Consider the following 23,302-nt stretch of genomic DNA (forward strand, 5'->3'; position numbering starts at 1 on the left):
CATAAAAATAAATATCAAAAAAAGGTAATTTCAGTTACCTAGCTTTGCTATCGGCTTTTTTAGAAAAAATTTAAAAAGTTATCCACAGATTGGGATATTTCTATTATGAAATATCCTCAATTATAAGCTGGTTTAAGCTGACCATTTTTCATAGCATCTTCTTTCATTCTCATAAATGTAGCATCTTTATCTGTTTTTGAATAACTATTACGCTTGCCACATATATGTATTTTCTTTGTATATTCTTTAAGCTTATTACAGTATTTTTCAAGAGCTTCAATCGAGCTCTGTAAAGCAGTTTTTCTTTTACCACATCCGTGTACGAATTCTATATTTTCAGATTTTTTGATTCTATAAAGCTTTTTTCTTAACTTTTTTATATCTTTTAATTTTATGATGTTTTTATATCCAACTTTGATTCCATAAAGTTCATTGCATTCAGAAACAAAGTCTGCAATCTTAATTAGAAGTCTTTTCATATTTTTAGTAACAGCTTTCTTCCATATAAATGTATATTTATTTGAACTAGCTTCTATTTTAGTACCATCAATAAATATTGCTTCTCCTGAAATTTCACCTATTTTATAAAGAAAGTTACTTGCCTCACTAAGAATACGTGTAGCACAAGGTGCAAAATGAAGACTTCTAAATCGTGCAAATGTTGAATGATCTGGTACTTTAGAACCTTCTAATAGATACATAAAATTAATATCTCTATAACAAGCCTTTTCTATGTCTCTTGATGAATAAAGTTTATTCATATATCCGTATAACATGATTTTAAGTAACTTTCGTGGCGATGCTTGATTTTCCTTTACTTTGGAATAAGTCATATATAAATCTGATAAATCCATCTCCTCAACAAATTGACTTAGCAAACGTACAGAATCATTACTTGGAATCATACACTCAACATTTATTGGTAATTTTAGTTGATAAAATTTTCTATTAATTATATAATTCTTATGTAAAATATTTGTTTTGTTCATATTAATATTTTACTATAAATCTCATTCTTTTTAAGGATGGGATTTATTTTTTTTGCATAAAAACAGAGCTGCTGCACCACTAATTATAAATTAGTTGTGCAACAGCCCCTTTTTCATTATAATATTGTTTTATTTGAATCAATAATAATTGATATTAATTAACTATAAAAATAAATGATCAAAAGTGAATAAATTTAATAATTTTTATTAAAAGGATTACTTAGGTTGAAATCGGCATAAGTGCTAGCTGTTGATTTACCTAAGTCAGTCATATCTACATCGATATCCACAGGGGTGGTGTCTCCATTTAATTGTTTATCCACAGATAAAGATCTAGCTGTTATGAGTTGTGTTAATCCGTCAGTAGCTATAAGAAAATCTTTTTTCTTATAGAAACAAGAATTGTTTGTATATTTATCTAACAATTTTGATTTCATATTTGATATAGTATTTATATAATTATTAGGTGCATATGATTTATTATCACTAGTTTGTCCACCTTTAGTTGTGATAATTACACAATCTTCTAAATATTTTTCGTATAATGCTCTATAATCTGAATTTTTAAGAATTACATTAAGTAGAGGTCTTTTAGATATATCAACATCAATTAAAGGATTATATATATCAAAGTTAACCATATCTGTGGCTTCTGTTGTACCATAGTTACCAAAAGAGTAATTATAATCCCAAGGAATTATTCTAGCAACGTTATTAAGATATAAGGCATAATTATGAGCTTTGCCTGATTGATAGCTATCTAGATTAACTAGATATGTATTAACGGCAAAATACCTGATTACCTCATCAACATCTATTAACTTTTCTAATGAAGATTTATATTCAGCAGTATTACAACTCTCAGAAGAACTTAATAAATTAAGATTTTTGATCCATTCTATAGTAGAATTAATTTGATTATTAAGTTTTATTTTTTTTGATTTTTTATAATTATTTATATCTATACCTTCATTAACATTATCCCATATGCCTGAATAATCTTTATATATATCATTATCTTTATAATCTGTTGAACTAATATCAAATGAGTTATAATCTTTGGTACATAATAAATCGCTTCCAGGAAGTTCAGGTTTACATAATAAACCCCCTTCTTCTTTTAATGTTCTGTTAATTAGAGCTTCATCTATATTCTCTAGTAATAGATATAGTCCGTAGTTTTCATCGTTTATGTAGAGATTTACCAAAGCATAGTAAGGAGTAGGAATATTCATATCAGTCATTAATTTATAAGAAAGATATTCCTTTAATAATGTTGCATCTCCATACATATTATTTAGAGAAATTTTATGTAAACCATAGAAATTTTGTTTTTCACCATATTCTGATTTTTTTATATATTTTCCAAAGTTAATGGAAAAACTAAATCTGTTAGAATTATCATCATGTACATTTCTTAATGTTGAATTTCCTTTAGTTCTTATTCCAACATAATTAATTTTATTATTGCCGATAGATATAGAATTAGCCAAAACGGTAGGAGTATCTAGTGCATTATCTAAAAGATAATTTAAATTTTTCTTAGATATATTTATTTTAACAGTTTCAATATTTTCAGTATTAAAGAGCTTTGAATAATTTGCTTCAATTGCTTCTCCTTGAGTAGCTTTGTTTATTTTATAGTTAGAAGGAATTTTTGCTATAGGATAAGTATTCTTTGAAGAATTTTTGTGTATAAATAAAAAAAATGATAATAAAGTAATGACTATTAAGCATATAGATATAAAAATAAAGTTTTTCTTTTTCATAAAAACCCCCTTATAAGAAATGGGAGCACAAATAAAAATATTGCGCTCCCTAATAATAATTATTTGTTTGCAAATATAGCAGTACACCATTCATTACTCTGATGTTTCTCTGTTAGAGTAAATCCATGTTCTTCTACTATGTTCTTTACTTTATCATAATTCCATTCAACTAATCCTGAAACTAGTAAATATCCGTCTTGTTTAAGATGATCTTTGATATAATCCATGAACATCTTAGTTTCATCGCCACCTATATTGATATATATCCAATCAAATTCATCATCAATAGAAACTTCATTAGATAGTACATCTCCTATTTTAACTTCTATATTAGATAAGTTGTTAAGTGATGCGTTTAGAAGTACTTCATCAGTAACATCTCTTATATCTAGTGCAGTAACTGAACTTGCTCCTTTTATAGCTGTAGCAATAGATAATATTCCTGATCCTGTTCCTATATCTAGGACTTTTTTGCCTTCAAAGTCTTTAGATAATATAACTCGAAGTAAGTCTTGAGTTGTTTCATGAAGACCTGTTCCAAAGGCACCTTGAGATATGAAGTTAATCTTTTTCTTATTATCAGCAACTTCTTCTTCTGGAGATGCAAGTACCCATGTTTCATCAATATCTATAGCAGGAATAGAAAAGTCATCATAAGATGTATCTTCCTCTTCTAATATATTGAAACATTTTTCACCTACTATAGGTTGCACTATGTTATTGAAACTTTTTAATTCTTCAAATTCTCCTGTAAATGCAACTTTTAATGTGACAAGTTCATCTTCTTTAACTATATAATCATAACCATTATCATCAGTTGTAATTTCAATAGGACTTTCATAGAATACATCATAGATATCATTTATCTGTAAATTCTCTATTATATTATCAACACGATTGTAAGGTACTTGGTAACATAAAATAAACATTAAGTAAAAATCCTCCTTATATGAATGTATTTCATATAGCTAATTTTAGTATAGAAAAAATGAAAAGTAAAGTTAGAGTGTGATAAAATAAAGAAAAGGAGAGGTGAATTGCTATGAAAAAAATAGTTATTTTAGAGAGAGAAACTTTAGGAAATTTAGACTTTGATATGCTTAAATCTTTTGGTGAATTAATTATGTATGAAACAACTAATCAAGATGATGTTATAGATAAAATAAGAGATGCTAATATAGTTTTAGTAAATAAAGTTGTACTTAATGAAGATAATTTGAAGTATGCAAAGAATCTAGAGATAATATGTGAAGTTGCTACTGGATATAACAATATTGATATAGAGTATGCTAAGAAAAATAATATTGCAGTAACTAATGTGGCAGGATATTCAACTAATACAGTAGCTCAGCATACATTTGCATTACTTTTATCACTATATAATAGAATTTCTTATTTTGATAATTATGTTAAGAGTTATAAATATACTGAATCTGGACTATTCACTGATGTTAGTAAAACTTTTTATGATATAGCTGGTAAGAAATGGGGAATAATAGGACTAGGGGCTATAGGTAGAAAAGTAGCAGAGATTGCAACTGCGTTTGGTGCAGAAGTAAGTTATTATTCAACTTCAGGTAGAAATAATGATTCAAAATATAAAAGAATAGAATTAGACGAGTTATTAGAAACATCTGATATTATATCTATTCATGCACCTCTTAATGATAATACTTTAGGCCTTATTAACTATGATAATATATGCAAAATGAAAAAGAATGCTGTTTTGATAAATGTAGGAAGAGGTCCTATTGTAGTAGATGAAGATTTGGCGAGAGCATTAGATGAAGAAAGAATATTAGGAGCAGCTTTAGATGTATTTACTGTAGAACCAATTAAGAAGGATAATCCATTATTATCATTAAAGAATCCAGATAAAGTTATATTAACTCCACATGTAGCATGGGCAAGTATAGAAGCTAGGAGTAGATTATTAGGAGAAGTGTGCAAGAATATTACAGAATTCTACAAAGGTAATAAAAGAAATAGAATAGTATAACCAAGAAATAATACAAGTTTAGTGCAATTTTACCCATAAGACTACAATCGTTTGTTAAAATTATAAGAATTAATTTACGAAAAATTAAAAAATATGGTATAATTTATTATATGGTATTTAGAAGTTAATTTTTTTGGGGGAAAGGATGATTGTATGAATATAAAGAGTATTAAGAAAATGATTGCTTGTATTATGATAAGCAGTATATCTATTAGTATGATTTGTTGCAATAATTCTGATAAGAATAAAAAAGATAAACAAGAGAGTAAGGTAGAGGTAGAGCAAGATGGATTGCCAGAAGTAGAAGAAAAAAAATCAGAAAGTTATTTTACTGAGAATGATTTAAAGGATGTAACTGCTGAACAAGTAGAGGAATTAGTTACATATTATAAGCAATTTTCACAGAATACTACTAAGATTATGAATGATTTCTATGGAGGAGTTCAAGATAATATTCAAGACATCAATTCAATTATAGAAGCTAATAATTCAATTAGAGATAAAATGTATGAATATGCACCTGATGTTATGTTAGACGAATTAAAAGGTTATGTAGATGGATTTGAAACATTTACAAATTCTATAATAGAGGCAGGAGAATATTCTCTAGAAAATTATTCGGATTATTCAGATGTAGATAATAAGAGATATAATGTTGAGAATGAATTAAAAGAATTAATACAAAAATATAATTTAAATATTTCGTTATATTAGCTTATTAAGAAACATATAAATAATAAAAACAAATCAAATTATTGACATGTATTGAAGAGTGTAGTATTATTAGTATCAATAAACAAAATATGTATAAGCTATGATTAAGAGTAGTAAGAAGAAAGATATCTTATAGAGAGTAGAACAGTTGCTGGAAGTTCACAGATAATCGCTTTTGAACTTGCTTATGAGCTGTAAGTTTTAAGAAGACTTACCGGTTGTTAAGATCGTTATTTTAATTAAGTATTTTTTTGGATGGTACCGCATAAAAGCTCCAATTGGGTTTTATGCGGTTTTTTACTATTTACGGGGAGGTATAGTAGATAATGTTAAATTACAAGAAGTATAAGAGATTTGAAACAATTAAATTAAAAGAAAGAACTTGGCCAGATAAGTTTATTGAAAAGGCTCCTATTTGGTGCTCAGTAGACTTAAGAGATGGTAACCAAGCATTAGTTAATCCTATGACAGTTGATGAAAAGATAGAAATGTTCAATCTTTTAGTAGAACTTGGATTTAAAGAAATAGAGATCGGTTTTCCATCAGCATCTCAGATTGAATATGATTTCTTAAGAAGATTAGTTGATGATAATATGATTCCTGATGATGTATATGTACAAGTATTAACTCAAGCTAGACCACATTTAATCAAGAAGACATTTGAATCATTAGAAGGAGTTAAGAATGCTATATTACATATATATAATTCAACTTCTATATTACAAAGAGATGTTGTGTTTAATATGTCTAAGGAAGAGATTAAGAATATAGCAGTAGAAGGAACACAATTAGTTAAAGAATATGCTAAAGATTTTAAAGGTAATTTAAGATTAGAATATTCTCCAGAAAGTTTTACAGGTACTGAAGTAGACTATGCCTTAGAAATATGTGATGCTGTATGTGATGTATGGGGAGCAACTAAAGATAATAAAGTTATAATTAACTTACCTTCAACAGTTGAGATGGATACTCCTAATGTTTTTGCAGATCAAATAGAATGGATGTGTACTCATTTTAAGGATAGAGATAGAGTAATAGTTAGTGTGCATCCTCATAATGATAGAGGAACAGGGGTTGCAGCAGCAGAATTAGCTATGCTTGCAGGTGCAGATAGAGTAGAAGGAACATTATTTGGTAATGGAGAAAGAACAGGTAATGTAGATGTATTAACTATTGCATATAATATGTTCTCTCAAGGTGTTAATCCAGAACTTAATCTAGAAGATATCGAGAAGATTATAGATGTGTATGAAAGATGTTGTAAGATTCCAGTTCATATAAGACATCCATATGCAGGAGAATTAGTATTTACAGCATTCTCGGGTTCACATCAAGATGCAATTAACAAGGGTATGACTAAATATAATGAGAGACATGGACAATATTGGGAAGTTCCATATTTACCAGTTGATCCTAGAGATTTAGGAAGAGAATATGAAGCATTAGTAAGAATCAATAGTCAATCTGGAAAAGGTGGAGTTGCCTTTGTAATGGACAAATATTATGGTTATAAGATGCCAAAAGCAATGCATAAAGAATTTGCAGATGTTATTCAAAAGATATCTGAATCAAAAGGTGAAGTTGCACCACAATTAATTATGGATAAATTTAAAGAAGAATATCTAGATATAGTAGGACCATTTAAATTTATCAAATGTGCAGTTACAGATGAGAATGTAGATGACCCTAAGGTAGATACTAGAATAAAAGTAAGATTTGAATATAATGGAGAGGAAAAAGTTATAGAAGGTGTAGGTAATGGTCCTCTTAATTCCTTAAAGAATGCTATAGTAGATGCAAAGATTGCAGATATTTCTATTTTAGATTATAGTGAACATGCATTAGGAAAAGGTTCAGAAGCTATGGCTGCTTCTTATGTTAAAGTATCAAGAAATGATACAAAGAAAGAGACATTTGGTGTAGGAGTAAATAGCAATATTACAATTGCATCAGTAAAGGCTGTATTTAGTGCACTTAATAGATTATACAGATAAACATTATATTTTCTAATGATTAGTACCAATTGTTATATGCTTTTTTAATAGCATAATTTAATTAATAATTTCTAAATATAAAAATTGAGTTAGCTAAATGTTGTAAACTTATTAAAATTTATCCGATACAACATTTTAAATGCTAACTCATTTTTTGATTTTTATTCTAATATTCTACAAAAAAATTGATTTTACAACAATAAATATATTATAATAGGTAAGTATTAAAAAAATAAAGTTTTGGGGTGAAAGATATGTCTTTATCTAGTGTACTTACTAGTATTAATGATTTTCTATGGGGACCACCTTTACTTATTCTATTAGTAGGAACAGGTATATATTTAACCTTTAGATTAAAATTAGTACAGATTACTAAGTTACCATTAGCATTGAAATATGTATTTGGTAAAGATGATGAAGAAGATGATGATGATGCAAAGGGGGATGTTTCAAGTTTTGGAGCATTATGTACGGCATTATCGGCAACAATAGGTACAGGTAATATAGTTGGAGTAGCAACAGCTATAAAAGCAGGAGGACCAGGGGCTTTATTCTGGATGTGGATTGCTGCTTTCTTTGGAATGGCAACAAAATATGCAGAAGGTGTTCTTGCAATAAAATATAGAACTGTAGACGAAAATGGAGAAATGGCTGGAGGACCTATGTATTATATACAAAATGGTCTAGGATTAAAATGGCTTGCTAAGATATTTGCAGTCTTAGGAGTTGGAGTCGCATTTTTTGGAATAGGTACATTTGGACAAGTAAAATCTATAGCAGAAGCAGCTAAGATAGCATTTAATGTTCCATCTGCTGTTACAGCGGTTGTAGTAACTGTATTAGTAGCTTTAGTAGTATTTGGCGGAATAAAGAGAATATCAAAAGTTTCAGAGAAGGTTGTACCTTTTATGGCTCTTTTGTATATATTAGCAGCAGTTGTTTTAATTGTTATAAACATAAAAGCTGTTCCTGGTGCATTTGCTGTAATTATTAAAACTGCATTTAAACCATCAGCAGCAATGGGCGGTGTTGCAGGTGTAACAGTTAAGATGGCTATATCAAAAGGTGTAGGAAGAGGAGTTTTCTCTAACGAAGCTGGATTAGGTAGTGCGCCTATTGCGGCAGCAGCAGCAAAGACAAAAGAACCTGTTAAACAAGGATTAATATCTATGACAGGAACATTCTTTGATACAATAATAATTTGTACAATGACAGGTTTAGCAATAGTTCTTACAGGTGCTCATGGTGGAGTGGAACAAGGTGCAGAAGTTACAACACAAGCATTTGCAATTGGTTTGGGTGTATCAACAGTTGCAAAATATATAGTCAATGTTGGATTAATGTTCTTTGCATTTACTACTATATTAGGATGGAATTATTATGGTGAAAAATGTATGCAATATTTAGCTGGTACAAAATCCATAGTAATATATAGAGCAGTATTCATAGTATTAGTTGCAATTGGACCATTTATGTCAATAGATTTAATATTTACAGTTGCTGATATAGTTAATGGTTTAATGGCTATTCCGAACTTAATAGGTTTAATAGGTTTAAGGAATGTTATTGCACATGAAACAGAATTATATTTTTCTAAATTAAAAGGAAGAACACAAGAAGAAGAGATAGAGATAGCATAGATTTTATGTTTAGTAAATTGTATAATTAGGTTAGTCATTTTTAATAAGCAACAAAATTATTAACACATTTATTTTTATATAAATTATATTAGGTATTTCTAAGATGGTGAAGAGGTGAAAATTCATTGATGCTATAAAGTAAGCAAAATCTTAAAATATAGCATTTAAACGGTATTTTCACCTTTTATTATTAGAAATAAAGGTGAAGAAGTTGGAAAAAAGAAAGGTTCAGAATTATAATTCAAGAAATATAAACAAAAGAAATGTTTCAAGGAACAAAAAAGCACAAATTATTAAACTTAAAAGAAAAAAAAGGAATAGAAATAGATTTCTATTTTCTATAATAATTATTATGGCTTTAGCAATAGGAATTAATAAGCTTCAAGACAATGTATCAAATATACCTAGTATTACATCAGATGAAATTAATTTATTTATTGATGAAGCAGATAAACATTCGCAGGATAAAGCTCAACTTAATTGGAAGGAGTTAGCTGCTATAAATGCAGTACTTTCTACTGAAGATTTTAAAGTAATAGACGAAAATACTATAAGTGAAATATCTAATGCTATGTATATAGATGGTACTACAAAAAGAAGAAGCTTTAATGAAACACTAGATAAATTACTGCTTACTGATAAGCAAAAAGAGAAGGCAGAGGAAATACTTAATAGTTTAAAAAATGTTAGTTTAAGAGAAAAATATAATGGAAAAGATATATCTAAGGAAGAATTTATACATAATTTAACAGAACCTAGTAAGAGATGCTATGAAAAATATGGAGTTTTACCATCAATAGCAATAGGGCAAGCTATATTAGAATCTCAATGGGGAACATCAGAATTGGCGACTAAATACAATAACTATTATGGTATAAAAGCAGATAGTAGTTGGAATGGAGCAATATGTAATTATTCTACGAAGGAAAATTATGATGATGTAATAAAAGCTAACTTTAGAGCATATAATACTATTGAAGAATCAGTGCTTGATCTTGGCGCTTTTATCAATAATAATTCAAGATATAGGGAAAATGGCTTTTTCAATGGGGGAAATTATACAGAACAAGCAGAAGCTCTAGAAAGAGCTGGATATGCAACACTAAAAGATGAAAACGGAACATTAATATACGCTGATTTATTAATACAGATAATAAGAGAAAATAATTTAATGGTATTAGATAGTGAAGTGTAATTAATAAGTAGTTAGATGGAGGGAATAATTATGGAAAGATCCTTAGTATTAATTAAACCTGATGCAGTTGAGAGAAATTTAATAGGAAAGGTTATTTCTTATTATGAAGAGGCTGGATTGAAGATAGCTAACATAAAGATGCTACAAGTTTCAAGAGAACTTGCTGAGAAGCATTATGAATGTCATAAAGGAAAGGAATTCTACGAGAAATTAATAAAATATATAACTAGAAGTCCTCTATGTGCTATGATAGTTGAAGGTGATGATGCAATAGAGCGTGTTAGAAAGATAAATGGTGCTACTAGACCAGATGAGGCAGAGTACGGAACAATTAGAAGGGCTATAGGTATAGATGGTACTCAGAATAGTGTTCATTCTTCAGATTGTTTAGAAAACGCAAAAAAAGAAATAGAATTATGGTTCGGTGATGAATAACTTATAGTTAGATATTGAGTTTCTAATAAAAAAATTAAGGTGGCTAAATGCTACCTTAATTTTTTGTGTTTTTATACTCCTGTTATTCTAGTCCATTCTTCATTATAGAATTCAAATATATCTTTTGGTAAATCCTTAAATACTTCACATTTATCTAATAATTTACTTGATGGGTAAGATGCTTTTGTATCTTCATCAAGCAACTTATATGTTTCAGTATTAGGTGTATAATATCCTATATATTCTACATTTTGTAATGAATTTTCTGGATCTGTAAGGAAGTTAATTAATGCTTCAGCTCCTTCTTTGTTAGGTGCACCTTTTGGAATACACATTCCATCAAACCATTTGTTTGATCCTGATTCTGGTACTACATATTTTAGAGAAGGATCAGATTCCATTATATAAGCAGCATCTCCAGACCATACAGTGGCAAGAGCAGCTTCACCATTTAGCATTGCATCTTTAACTTCATCTACAAGCCATGCTCTAGATAATGCTTTTTGCTTAACTAGTTCATCAGCAGCTTGTGATATTTCAGATTTATCTGTAGAATTCATAGAATAACCTAATCTCATAAGTGAAATTGAGAAGGCATCTCTAAGTGAGTTAAACATTATTATATTATCTTTATATTTTTTATCCCATAATATATCCCAATTAGTTATCTTTTCTTTTACTTGAGATGGATCATATATAATACCTATAGTTCCCCACATATATGGAACAGAATATTTATTATCTGGGTCATAAGATAGACCTTTATAATCTTCACCTATATATTTATAATTTGGAATATTATCGAAGTTAATTTCTTCTAATAGATTTTCTGATATCATTTTTTCTATCATATAATCAGAAGGAAACACCAAGTCATATTTTGTAGTTCCAGAAGTTACTTTAGAGTACATTATTTCATTAGTATCATAAGTGTTATATACTACTTTGTAACCAGTTTCATCTTCAAATTTTTCTAATAAATCTTCATCTATGTAATCTCCACAATTAAAAACATTTATTGTTTTGCTAGAATCTTTAGATGAACAGCCAATAATTGAAGTTGAGATAATTAAAATTATAGATACAAGTGCAAGTAATTTTTTAAAAATTTTCATTGTTTTTATCACCTCTTATAAATGATTTGCCATTAGCAATAATTAATAGCAGAAGAACAACAATAAACATTATTGTTGATAATGCGTTTATTTCAGGTTTAATACCTCTTCTAGCCATAGAATATATTTCTATAGATAGATTAGAAACACCAGGACCATTAGTAAAGAATGATATTACAAAATCATCTACAGACATTGTAAATGCCATTAGAAATCCAGAGATAATACCTGGTTTTATCTGAGGTAATATTATTTTTCTTATAGTATAGAATTCAGTAGCACCTAAGTCGAGTGCTGCTTCTTCTACATTATCTGGCATTTGTTTTAGTTTAGGTAGCACTGATAATATAACATAAGGTATGCTAAATGTTATATGAGCTAAAAGCATAGTAATAAAGCCAAATTCAAAATTAAAAAATATGAATAACGACATAAGTGCAATACCTGTAACTATATCAGGATTAAGAACTGGTAAATAATTTATATTTAAAAGTATAGTTTTAAATGATCCTTTTTTTATTTTGTTAATTCCAATAGCTGTAAATGTTCCTACTATAGTTGAAATAACAGAAGATATAACTGCTATTAATATAGTATAATAAAGGGCATTCATTAATCTATTATTTTGAAAAAGACTAGAATACCATTTTAATGAAAATCCACCCCAATGAGACATAGACTTAGAATTATTAAAGGAAAATATCATTAATGTTACAATTGGTGCATATAAAAATATAAATATAAGAATCAAATAGAATCTTTTAATGAAGTTTTCTAATTTGCTTAACATATACCACCAGCACCTCCTTCTTTATCTGTTCCTCCAAATCTATTCATTATAGCCATAGATATAAGTATTATAATCATCATTATTATTGATATAGCTGAACCAAAGTTCTTATTACCCATAGTTATAAATTGTTGTTCTATTAAGTTACCTAGAAGCATATATTGTCCGCCACCTAATAAGCTAGATATAACAAATGTTGACACAGCAGGCATAAATACCATTGTAATTCCTGACATTACACCTGGTAGACTTAATGGGAAAATTATTTTCTTAAAAACTGTAAATCTAGTAGCACCTAAATCTTTTGCAGCATTTATAAGATCATGGTCCATCTTTGATAATATTGTATATATAGGTAGAATCATAAATGGTAAAAAATTATATATCATACCTAACAGTACAGCTCCATCATTGTATAAAAAGGATATAGGTCCTATTCCAAAGTTAGATAAAAAGCTGTTTATTATTCCGTTTTTACCTAGTATAGGTAGCCAAGCATATGTTCTAAGTAGAAAGTTCATCCACATAGGAAGAATGAATAACATAACCAAAAGAGATCCTCTATTAGGAGCCATTTTAGATATAATATATGCTACAGGATATCCTATAAGTAAACATAAAAATGTAGAAATAGCTGCAATAATAAGTGAACGTGTAAATATATTTAAATATTGTTTCGAAAATAATCTGTGAAAATTATCTAACGAAAAGCTATAACCTGTACCATTAGAAGTAGTAAAACTATAAAATAATACAATTATTAAAGGTATTATTATAAATATTATGCTCCATACAGTGTATGGATAAGATGCATATGCTGAATGTTTTTTATTCATTGTCTGCCACCTTTCTCATAATATGAATATCTTCTGGATAAATTCCTAGTCCTATGATATTTCCAACTTCAACATGTTTTGTGTTATGCAATATCCAAGTTCTATCATTCTCTATGACTTCTATTTCATAATGAACTCCTTTGAATATTACAGAATTTACTTTGCCAATTAGTTTTGATTCTTCAGGAGAAAGAATTTTTATATCTTCTGGTCGTATAACTACATCAATATTTTCATTTGTTTGAAAACCTTTATCTACACATTCAAATTCAGTATCTGCAAAATAAACTTTAAAATCTTCGAGCATTATACCATCTAGTATATTACTTTCTCCAATAAAATTAGCAACAAAAGCATTAGCAGGCTCATTATAGATATCTTCAGGAGTTCCCATTTGTTGAATCTTTCCTTTATTCATAACTATTATAGTGTCTGACATAGTTAGTGCTTCTTCTTGGTCATGTGTTACAAATATAAATGTTATTCCTAAACGCTTTTGAATTTTTTTAAGTTCTAATTGCATCTCATGACGAAGCTTAAGATCTAGTGCACCTAAAGGCTCATCTAATAATAAAACTTTAGGCTCGTTAACTAATGCACGGGCAATAGCTACTCTTTGTTGTTGACCACCACTTAGAGAAGGGATTTTTCTCTTCTCAAAACCAGATAAAGATACTAATTTAAGCATTTCAGTAACTTTATTCTTTATGTCTGTTTCAGGAAGCTTCTTAACTCTAAGACCAAAAGCAATGTTCTCATATACATTCATATGAGGGAATAATGCGTACTTCTGAAAAACAGTATTAAGAGGTCTTTTGTTAGGTGGCATGTTAGTTATGTCCACGTTATTAAAGAAGACAGTACCATCATCAGCAGATTCGAAACCAGCTATTATCTTAAGGGTAGTGGTTTTACCACAACCTGAAGGTCCTAATAAAGTTAAAAATTCATTTTCTTTTATATCTAGAGACAAATTGTCTAATATTATATTGTCACCAAATGATTTTTTTATTCCGTTAAGTTTTATAATAGTTTCATTCATCAACAGGACTCCTTTTTAAATAATATTAAAACGATGGTGGGCTGCTAACCCATATAACTTTTGCAGTACTTTTTCCAGCATTAGCAATGTAATGATTCTCCTTAGGTTTAAAATAGAAACTCTCACCTTTTTTTACTTTATGCAGTTTATCACCTAAGTGAAGAATAATAGAACCAGATAACACATATCCAAACTCTTCACCTTCATGAGGAGTTTCTTCAGCATATCTTCCGTTAGGTTCTAACGTAAGGAGAATTGGTTCCATACTATTTTTTTGTGAATTTGGAACTAACCACATACAATTGAATTTAAGTTCGTTATTGTCTTTAGTAAACATATCTTCATGTGTGAAGACAATTTTCTCATCTGTCTTGTCACTGAAGAATTCCATAAGATTTGTCCCTAATATTTCTAAAATATCTATTAATGTAGCGATAGAAGGAGAAGTTAAGTCGTTCTCTATCTGCGAAATAAAACCTTTAGATAATTCACATCTGTTAGCTAATTCTTCTTGGGTTAAGTTTTTCTCTATTCTAAGACTACGAATTTTATTACCTATTTCCAATATTTCACCGTCTTTCTACATAATGTTTAGTAAAATAATACTAAACTCTAAGTTTAAAATTACTAAACAAACAAATGTATTATATACTAGAAATTATATATAAATCAATATAAAATAAAAAAATAATAAAAAAAATAATGATAAGATTAGAAATAATATTGATAATGAATAATAAATATGAGATATTATAAGGTATAAAACAAAGATATGTAGGTGTAAAAATGGTTAATGATAAGATAAATTATAGGAGAAATGGTAAGAAAATATATATAAAGCAGCCAGAATTGAGTGAAATGGAGTTTGTATCTAAGCTATGGAGTGATGAGGATACTATGAGAGATATAGGTGGAGTTTATGATATATCAGAAGAGAAGTGGGAGAGGTTCTACAATAGTATGATAAAGGCAGAGGATAAAAAGAACTTCTATTGCTTGATATATACAGTAGATGAAGATAAACCTGTAGGAGAGGTAAGTTTTCATGGATACGATTGTGTTACTAAGAGTGCTAGATTTAATATAAAGATATTATATAGTGAACGTAGGAAGGGGTATGGTGAAGAGGCTTTTAACTTGTTATTAGAATATTATTTCTTTGAATTTGGGGGTAGAATGGTTATAGATAATGTAACTACAAGAGAAGGATTTAACTTAGTAAAGAAATTTGGTTTTGAAGTTACTGGTCAATATAATGAAGAAATTGGTATTAGGTTAACTAAGGAGAACTTTTCACATAAAGTTATTACAGAAGAAAAAAAAGTAGGAATATTTGTATATGACAATATGGAATTATTTGATTATGCGTTAGTAGAGAAGATACTAACAATTGCTAATGAGATTAATGGTAAAAAGATATTTGATATAAGTAATATATCTATAAATTCCAAGATAAATATAGATTCAAATGTTGTTTTATATAATAATGTGGACAAAAAGCAATGGGATATAATTATTCTACCAGGTAGTAAGTGTATAGTAGATTCAGAACTTAATAGTAGCTATATACAAGACAATATCAGATCAAGTGAATATATATGTGCACAAGGAAAGGCTATAAAGTTTCTTATTGCAAGTAACGTATTAGAAGGAATATTTGTACCAAAAAATCAAGTGGATGATGAAGATTCTAAATATATACCTACAAGAAGATTAATAGATAAGCCATTTGTTGACAATGGGAAGGTTATGTTGAGTAGTAATATAATGGGGCAAATGGAATTGATGTTAAGATTAGTAGACAAAATAGGTGGTATTAAATTGGCTAAGGATGTAGGAAAAGCTATAGGTGTAAATTATGAATAGCTTTAAATAATCATAAGTTTAGTGTAAAATATAACTTAAGAGAGTTTTTAATTAAAATAATTTTTTACCATGGAGGTTTTTATGCAAAAGAAATTAAACGGAAAAATATTAATATGTACCGTTGCAATTTTAATTGTTTTAATAGTAGTAGCTATTCTCATATTTGATAAAAAAATAAAAAAAGAAATAAATATAGCTAAAGATTTTATACAAGTGTTATATGATAATGATATGGTTAGCAAAGATAAAAAAATTGAGGATATAAATTTCGATATAAGTAAACAAAGTGATGGAGATAATGACTATTATTCTATAACATCAAAAGATTTTGGAGTAGATTTAAACGAAAAAGGCAAGGTAATAGGATTTAATTATAATAGAAATAATCCTATTGGAGAAAAAATAGATGCAGATGTAGCTAGAGAGACTGCAGAAAAATATGTATCTATATTGGTTAATGGTGATTATAAGTTTAAGGAAGAAGAAAAGCAAGAAGGTAATGTAACATATTATAGTTATGTTTTCACTAAATATAAAGGTGGCTTCCCATTTTATAGCGATCAAATAGTAATACAAATAGATAAGTATACTGGATATTTAACAAGATATACTAATGTTGAATCTCAAAAAAGTCCAGAAAAGATAGTGATAAATGTAGAAAAAAATATTGCAGAAGCTACAGCATTAGAATCGTTTAATAAGTTAAATAATGATGGTGTTGTTCAAGAAGGAGAAACATTTACAGCATTTTGTGATAATGAGGACAAGACTAAGACAGAATTAAGCTATGTTGTTTCTATAGTAGGAAAAGATATGTCAGATAAAGAAGTAAAAATGAAGGTATTTGTTTCTACTAAATCTGGTAAAGTAATTAATACAATAAAAGATAATGTTAGTACTGCAACATCATAAAATAACTTATGTTTCACAATAATTAATATCAAAATTATATGTTCTAAGTAAATAAGATAATATGAAAATCCAATGTTATTTAGTATAATAAAAATTATGTTTTCTAATGATTAGTATCAAATATTATATGTTTTCATAAATAGCATAATTAAGAATTTCTGAAAAATTATTGAAATATTAATTGTTAGATAACTTATATTTTACAATAATTAATATCAAAATTATATGTTTAAGTAAATAATATAATATCATTAAGTATTTACTAATATAATAAAAAAGAGTAAAGATCCCTAAATACTATAAACTCACTAAAGCTCAAACAGTATAGTATTTTTAACGGGATCTTTACTTTTTTATTATAAGAAATACTAAATTCTATTATAGATAATTTACTTAAATCAATAATTTGATATTAATTAACTTAAAAGATAAGTAATCCAAAAAATATATTCAATAATTTTTTAAAGTAAGAATTACTGAAGACTTAAGATACTTGTTAATAATATAGATATATTAAAAATCACCATAACGCGTAAATAATTAAAATATAATAAGCTTAGTGGAAGTAACCATTACTGTTAAGGTTAGAATTATAGGTAGATATAGAATAATATAACCATGAAGAATTAAAAATTAGTATGAGCAATATGGAACAATCGGTTACTGAAACTAATGCTATTATATTTTAATTATCAATATTTATTCAAAGCAATAATATTGATACTAAAAAAGAAAATCATAATATTAACATTATCAAATAACATTGGATTTTTCATCATAATAATATTATTTTACTTAAATCAATAATTTGATATTAATTAACTTAAAAAATAAGTAATCAAAAAATATATTAGCTAATTTTTTAAAAGTAAGAATTACTGAAGACTTAAGATACTTGTTAATAATATAGATATATTAAAAATCACCATAACGCTTAAATAATTAAAATATAATAAGCTTAGTGGAAGTAACCATTATTGTTAGGGTTAGATTATAAGTAGATATAGAATAATATAACCATGAAGAATTAAATATTAGTATAAATAATATGGAACAATAGGTTACTGCAACTAATGCTATTATATTTTAATTATCAATACTTACTTCCAAGCATCTATATTACTTAAATCAGGCATAGATTTTGCTGTAAATACAGGTTCTTTTATTCCAGAACGTTTTTGATCTTCATAATCCTTTAATAATCTAAAGGCTGTCTTACAAAGCATTGCAATTGCAATTAAATTGATTATTGCCATAAGCCCCATAAATATATCAGCTAAAGTCCATACAAAATCTAAGCTTACTTTAGAGCCTAAAAAGACCATAAATACAGTAAACAATCTATATATAGTTAGAACATGTTTCTTTTTAGATATAAATTCTATATTAGATTCACCATAATAATAGTTTCCTATAATAGAGCTAAATGAGAATAATAATATACATATGGCAATAAAGTAGTTACCCCATGAACCAACCTGTGAAGAAAGAGCTTTTTGAGTAAGTTCTATACCTTTTAGTCCACTAGTAACTGGATCAACATCAGATAATAGTATAATGAAAGCTGTACAGCTACATATTATAATTGTATCAGTAAATACACCTAATGTTTGGATTAAGCCTTGTTTTACTGGGTGTGATACTGTTGCAGTTGCTGCAGCATTAGGCGCACTACCCATACCTGCTTCATTTGAGAATAAACCTCTTCTAATACCATTTAATAATGCAGCACCTAGAGTACCACCTGCAACTTGCTTTATTCCAAATGCACTTTTTATTATAAGTGCAATTACTGAAGGAAGCTTAGTTATGTTAATTATTATAACAAGTAGAGCTATTAATATATAAGCTATGGCCATAATTGGAACAATTACTTCTGATATTTTTGCGATTCTATGAATACCACCGAATATTATAATAAATGTTAAAATGGTTATTAGTATGCCTATTATGTTTTTATTAAATCCAAAAGCAGTATTTATTGCAGAAGTAATAGTATTTGATTGTACAGAATTAAATATTAATCCAAATGTGACAGTGATAAGTATTGCGAATATTAATCCCATCCATTTTTTATTTAGAGCTTTTTTCATATAAAAAGCTGGTCCGCCTATATAGTCACCATTAGAATCTTTTTCTTTGTATAATTGAGCTAGAGTTGATTCGATAAAACTTGAAGCAGCTCCTATTAGTGCAATTATCCACATCCAAAATATTGCACCAGGGCCACCTATAGTTATAGCAATTGCAATACCTGCAAGATTACCTGTACCAACTCTAGAAGCGGTACTTATACAAAAAGCTTGGAATGAAGATATTCCTTTATTATCTTCATTACTTGAGAAACTATCTCCTAATAAACGAAACATTTCTTTTATCATTCTGAATTGTACAAATTTTGTTTTATATGAGAAAAATAATCCTAAGCACAATAAAAGAGCGATTAAGATATATGTCCATAAAAAATTGTTGCATTTATCTGCTAAGTCATTTAAAAATAGCATAAATATCCTCCCTGTAATTCATATTTAGACATTCTTTTTAATAAATTATATAGTGAAATTTAAAAAAATGCAAGAAATACTGTTTATAAATTGCATTTTAAATTTACTTTATTGAAATTAACAAAATATAAAAACCACCAGAATCATATCATTCAATGGTGGTTTTTTATATTTTGAATAATTCAAATATTATTCTTCAGGATTATTTTCATTTTCAGTATCAGAGTTATTGTCATTATTGTGATTATTGTCATTATTTTCATTATCATGAGAATTATTATTGTCATTGTTATCTTCATTGTTAGTTTCATTATTATTCTCGTTATTATTATTCTCATTATATTTGTTGCTATTTCTATATTTTGTATTAGTAGAGTAATTAGTACTTCCTATTAAGTAAGGATAATCTGCAGTAACAGGGTTTGGATTAGCTTTTTTTACCAAAACACCACCACCATAATTAACATGTGCGTCACAATAAGATGTTGGTTCAGTACCTTCTATAAACATTTCAGTATATACACGATTGCCTCTAGGATCACTAGAACATAAGCTAGTAGCTAGCTTTCCTGAATCCTTGCATACAGTGGCTGTTGTTATACCTGAAGGTTGTTCTATATCTTTAACTTCCAATCCTTCATGAGCTTTTTCCATTATCTTAGCCCATACAGCAGCTGCTGAGTTAGAGTTAAGTCCATATTTTTCATTTAAATTAACTGAACTATTATAATAACCTAGCCATACAGATCCAGAATAATATGGTGTAAGTCCTGAGAACCATAAGTCTTTGAAGTCAGTTGGAGTTCCTGTTTTACCAGCAGTTGGCATAGATCCCCATTGAGCACTTGGACCTGTATAAGATCTAGAACCTTTTAATAAGTCATACATTATATAAGCTGTTTGCTTTGAGAAAATCTCTTTTGTTTCAACCTCGTTATCTAGTATTACATTACCTGAAGCATCTTCTACCTTAGAATATAGTCTAGGTTCAGTATAGACACCTTTATTACCAAATACACCAAATGCTGAAGCTAATATATAAGGAGTACCTCCATCAGGATTCTTAGGATCATTACGGAATTGTCCTAAGGCAAGGGTTGCAATACCTGTATAATCATCATTATATTTTAAACCAAATTCTTTGCCATAAGCCTTACCTGTATCAACCCCTAGTTTGTTTTCTACAAGAACAGCAACTACATTTTTAGAATACATAATACCATCCCTTAATGTTACATTACCTGCATATTTGAAGTCATCATTATTAGGATTGTATGGTGTTCCATCAGAATCAAATAATCCTTCGCTTTCAGGAATAGGTGCATCATCTATTGTAGAAGCTGCTGTTAATATCTTTTCATTTATAGCTGGACCATATACAGTTAATGGTTTAGTACATGACCCTATAGAACGTAATTCACTATAAGCTCTATTAGTTGATTGTGCAGTATGTTCACCACGACCACCTATTACTACCTTAACAGAACCTGTATGATAATCGACGATAGTACAAGCAGCTTGGAAGGCTGGGGTATTACTATTTGGTATTACCTCTTCGCCATTATAAACAGTGGTTTCATCAAGAACTTGTTGTGCATAATCTTGTAATTCTCTATTCATGTTTGTGTATATTTTTAAACCACCATTTGCTAGTAATTTTGAAACTTCGTCTTTTGTATATTTGTATTTGTTAATTAAATCTTCTTTTACTTGTGCTATTGTAGGGTTAATGTACCACTCATATTCTAGTTTGTATGATTTATGAGTTGAAGAGAATACTAAACCACCATTGTCGATATCTGTAATTGCTTGATTGTACTCTTCTTGAGATATTTTTCCTAGTTCTAACATCTTAGATAGGACTGTTTTAGTTCTATTAATATATGTTTCTTTGTTAGAACAAGAATATGCACTATAAGTAGTTGGAGCTTGAGTAATACCTGCAATATATGCACATTCTATTAGATTAAGTTGACTAGCAGGTTTTGCAAAGTATAAATTAGCAGCTGCATCTACACCATAGGCAGTTCCACCCATAGGGATTGTGTTTAGATAAAGACATAAAATTTCATCTTTTGATAATTGCTTTTCTAATTGAATTGCAAGCCACATTTCTTTGATTTTTCGTTCAATCTGAGAACTCTCATTAGTTAATATAGTGTTTTTTAGTAATTGTTGAGTTATAGTTGAACCACCATGGAATTGAGTATTACCTGAAAAAACTTTTTTTACATCTGTTACAAATGAACCAACAATTCTTATAGGATCAATTCCAAAATGTGTATAAAATCTCTGATCTTCAATGGATGTAAAGGCATCTTTTAGATTCTGAGGTATTTCTTCATAACTTATTACATTTCTATCTACTTCAGAAATAAGGTTATCCATAAATTCACCATTATCATCATAAACAGATGTAGGTTCACTTAAGGCTTTTACTGCATTTACATCTAAATCTGGAGTGCTTTTTATAATTGCAAAAACATATCCTAAGCCTATAACAGTTATAGTTAAGCATAAGAAAAATACAGTTAAAAAGATTCCTTTAAATATTCGAAAACCAAGAGATCTTTTTTTCTTTTTTTTCTTCTTGGAAGTTTTATTATTTACGACATTTTTTGCTTGATTACTTTTAGAAGAAGTAGTTGCTTTATTATTGTAAGGATAGCTTACTTTTTTTGTATTATTGGATTTTTTGGCTTGATTTTTATTATTGTTATTGTTGTTTGTTGCCATTTTATCCTCCTGTAAAATAAATAATAATAATATAAAATATTATAGCATAATTATAATATTAGTGTATTAATAACTCAATATAAAGGTATAAACATGAATTATAAAAACAAAAAATATTCCAAAAATAGGAAAAAATATATTGTGATTATATCATTATTTATTGTTATTTGTCTAACTTTTTTTGCTTATTTTTTTGACAAAAGAATATTTCCTTCTGTTTTAAAAATGAGCGAGGTTAAAGTTAAGGCAAAAGTAGTTGAAATTATTAATGAAACAAGTTTAGAATTACTTAGCGATGAGTTCTCATATAATGAAATGATGATAATAGATAGAGATTCTGAAAATAATATTTCATTAATAAGAGCTAACACTATTAAACTTAATTATTTATCGTCTAAATTAGCTATAAAATGCAATAATAAATTGGACAAAATGGGAAAAGTCGGAATAGAGGTTCCGTTAGGATGGATTAGTGATAATAGTACTTTTTATGAACTAGGACCAGACATATGTGTAAATTTAGAGCCTGTAGGTAACCTAGAAGTAGAATATAATTCTATATTTGAGAGTGCCGGCATAAATCAAACAAGACATATAATCAATCTAGAGGCAAAAGCTACAGTTAAAATAGAAGTACCATTACATAATGAAGAATTTATAGTAACATGTACAGTACCAATTGCAGATACTATAATAATAGGAAAAATTCCAAGTACAGCAATAGATTTCGGAAAAAACTAAAAAGGAAGAAATTAATCTTCCTTTT

19 protein-coding genes are annotated in these 23,302 nt (G+C 28.0%); 9 read left to right on the forward strand and 10 right to left on the reverse strand.

What is annotated here, in order from left to right:
- Positions 1-116: 116 nt before the first annotated feature.
- The 3 genes from KQI77_RS03070 to KQI77_RS03080 all read right to left on the reverse strand — a co-directional run bounded on the left by KQI77_RS03070 (position 117) and on the right by KQI77_RS03080 (position 3,687).
- A complete protein-coding gene (locus KQI77_RS03070; protein WP_367397271.1) occupies positions 117-989 on the reverse strand; it encodes a transposase in 873 nt (290 codons plus the stop codon).
- A 194-nt stretch (positions 990-1,183) separates the two neighbouring features.
- On the reverse strand, positions 1,184-2,758 hold the full coding sequence (locus KQI77_RS03075) for a CotH kinase family protein (protein WP_216388266.1): 1,575 nt from the start codon (positions 2,756-2,758) through the stop codon (positions 1,184-1,186).
- Between the two features lie 59 nt (positions 2,759-2,817).
- A complete protein-coding gene (locus KQI77_RS03080; protein ID WP_216388268.1) occupies positions 2,818-3,687 on the reverse strand; it encodes a 50S ribosomal protein L11 methyltransferase in 870 nt (289 codons plus the stop codon).
- A 113-nt stretch (positions 3,688-3,800) separates the two neighbouring features.
- Here KQI77_RS03080 and KQI77_RS03085 point away from each other — a divergent pair, with 113 nt between their 5' ends.
- The 6 genes from KQI77_RS03085 to ndk all read left to right on the forward strand — a co-directional run bounded on the left by KQI77_RS03085 (position 3,801) and on the right by ndk (position 10,735).
- Positions 3,801-4,757, forward strand: coding sequence for a D-2-hydroxyacid dehydrogenase (locus KQI77_RS03085; RefSeq protein ID WP_216388269.1), 957 nt, complete (start codon positions 3,801-3,803; stop codon positions 4,755-4,757).
- Positions 4,758-4,910: 153 nt separating this feature from the next.
- Positions 4,911-5,471 (forward strand): hypothetical protein, encoded by a 561-nt coding sequence (locus tag KQI77_RS03090; protein ID WP_216388276.1) that lies wholly within the window; start codon positions 4,911-4,913, stop codon positions 5,469-5,471.
- 326 nt (positions 5,472-5,797) lie between these two features.
- Positions 5,798-7,465: a 2-isopropylmalate synthase gene (gene leuA / locus KQI77_RS03095; protein ID WP_216388278.1), complete on the forward strand. Its 1,668-nt coding sequence runs from the start codon at positions 5,798-5,800 to the stop codon at positions 7,463-7,465.
- A gap of 254 nt (positions 7,466-7,719) precedes the next feature.
- Positions 7,720-9,105, forward strand: coding sequence for a sodium:alanine symporter family protein (locus KQI77_RS03100; RefSeq protein ID WP_216388280.1), 1,386 nt, complete (start codon positions 7,720-7,722; stop codon positions 9,103-9,105).
- 211 nt (positions 9,106-9,316) lie between these two features.
- Positions 9,317-10,300 (forward strand): glycoside hydrolase family 73 protein, encoded by a 984-nt coding sequence (locus KQI77_RS03105; RefSeq protein WP_216388282.1) that lies wholly within the window; start codon positions 9,317-9,319, stop codon positions 10,298-10,300.
- A 30-nt stretch (positions 10,301-10,330) separates the two neighbouring features.
- Positions 10,331-10,735 carry a nucleoside-diphosphate kinase gene (gene ndk / locus KQI77_RS03110; protein ID WP_216388284.1) on the forward strand — a complete coding sequence of 135 codons (405 nt, stop codon included), beginning with the start codon at positions 10,331-10,333 and terminating at the stop codon, positions 10,733-10,735.
- Positions 10,736-10,806: 71 nt separating this feature from the next.
- On the opposite strand, the gene KQI77_RS03115 is transcribed toward ndk, so the two are convergent.
- Genes KQI77_RS03115 through KQI77_RS03135 form a run of 5 tightly spaced genes read right to left on the reverse strand, consistent with a single transcriptional unit; the run spans position 10,807 to position 15,083 of the window.
- Entirely contained in the window at positions 10,807-11,850 is a 1,044-nt protein-coding gene (locus tag KQI77_RS03115) for a PotD/PotF family extracellular solute-binding protein (RefSeq protein ID WP_216388286.1), read from the reverse strand.
- Positions 11,837-12,640: an ABC transporter permease gene (locus KQI77_RS03120; protein WP_216388288.1), complete on the reverse strand. Its 804-nt coding sequence runs from the start codon at positions 12,638-12,640 to the stop codon at positions 11,837-11,839. Before KQI77_RS03120 ends, KQI77_RS03115 begins: the two co-directional genes overlap by 14 nt.
- Positions 12,634-13,476 carry an ABC transporter permease gene (locus KQI77_RS03125; protein ID WP_216388290.1) on the reverse strand — a complete coding sequence of 281 codons (843 nt, stop codon included), beginning with the start codon at positions 13,474-13,476 and terminating at the stop codon, positions 12,634-12,636. Before KQI77_RS03125 ends, KQI77_RS03120 begins: the two co-directional genes overlap by 7 nt.
- On the reverse strand, positions 13,469-14,521 hold the full coding sequence (gene potA / locus KQI77_RS03130; RefSeq protein ID WP_367397272.1) for a spermidine/putrescine ABC transporter ATP-binding protein: 1,053 nt from the start codon (positions 14,519-14,521) through the stop codon (positions 13,469-13,471). Before potA ends, KQI77_RS03125 begins: the two co-directional genes overlap by 8 nt.
- Before the next feature lie 22 nt (positions 14,522-14,543).
- Positions 14,544-15,083 carry a cupin domain-containing protein gene (locus tag KQI77_RS03135; protein WP_216388294.1) on the reverse strand — a complete coding sequence of 180 codons (540 nt, stop codon included), beginning with the start codon at positions 15,081-15,083 and terminating at the stop codon, positions 14,544-14,546.
- Between the two features lie 221 nt (positions 15,084-15,304).
- Between KQI77_RS03135 and KQI77_RS03140 the strand changes: the two genes are divergently transcribed.
- Both KQI77_RS03140 and KQI77_RS03145 read left to right on the forward strand, forming a co-directional pair.
- On the forward strand, positions 15,305-16,384 hold the full coding sequence (locus KQI77_RS03140) for a GNAT family N-acetyltransferase (RefSeq protein ID WP_216388296.1): 1,080 nt from the start codon (positions 15,305-15,307) through the stop codon (positions 16,382-16,384).
- 81 nt (positions 16,385-16,465) lie between these two features.
- Positions 16,466-17,296, forward strand: coding sequence for a YcdB/YcdC domain-containing protein (locus KQI77_RS03145; RefSeq protein WP_216388298.1), 831 nt, complete (start codon positions 16,466-16,468; stop codon positions 17,294-17,296).
- A 1,100-nt stretch (positions 17,297-18,396) separates the two neighbouring features.
- On the opposite strand, the gene KQI77_RS03150 is transcribed toward KQI77_RS03145, so the two are convergent.
- Both KQI77_RS03150 and KQI77_RS03155 read right to left on the reverse strand, forming a co-directional pair.
- Positions 18,397-19,800 (reverse strand): sodium:alanine symporter family protein, encoded by a 1,404-nt coding sequence (locus KQI77_RS03150; RefSeq protein WP_216388300.1) that lies wholly within the window; start codon positions 19,798-19,800, stop codon positions 18,397-18,399.
- A gap of 189 nt (positions 19,801-19,989) precedes the next feature.
- A complete protein-coding gene (locus tag KQI77_RS03155) occupies positions 19,990-22,536 on the reverse strand; it encodes a transglycosylase domain-containing protein (protein WP_216388302.1) in 2,547 nt (848 codons plus the stop codon).
- A gap of 93 nt (positions 22,537-22,629) precedes the next feature.
- On the opposite strand from KQI77_RS03155, the gene yunB reads away from it, so the two are divergent.
- Positions 22,630-23,277 carry a sporulation protein YunB gene (gene yunB, locus KQI77_RS03160; RefSeq protein WP_253289318.1) on the forward strand — a complete coding sequence of 216 codons (648 nt, stop codon included), beginning with the start codon at positions 22,630-22,632 and terminating at the stop codon, positions 23,275-23,277.
- The last annotated feature ends 25 nt before the right edge of the window (positions 23,278-23,302 follow it).

Origin of the sequence: Clostridium sp. MSJ-8 (assembly GCF_018918325.1) — a bacterium.
Lineage (GTDB): Bacteria > Bacillota > Clostridia > Clostridiales > Clostridiaceae > Clostridium.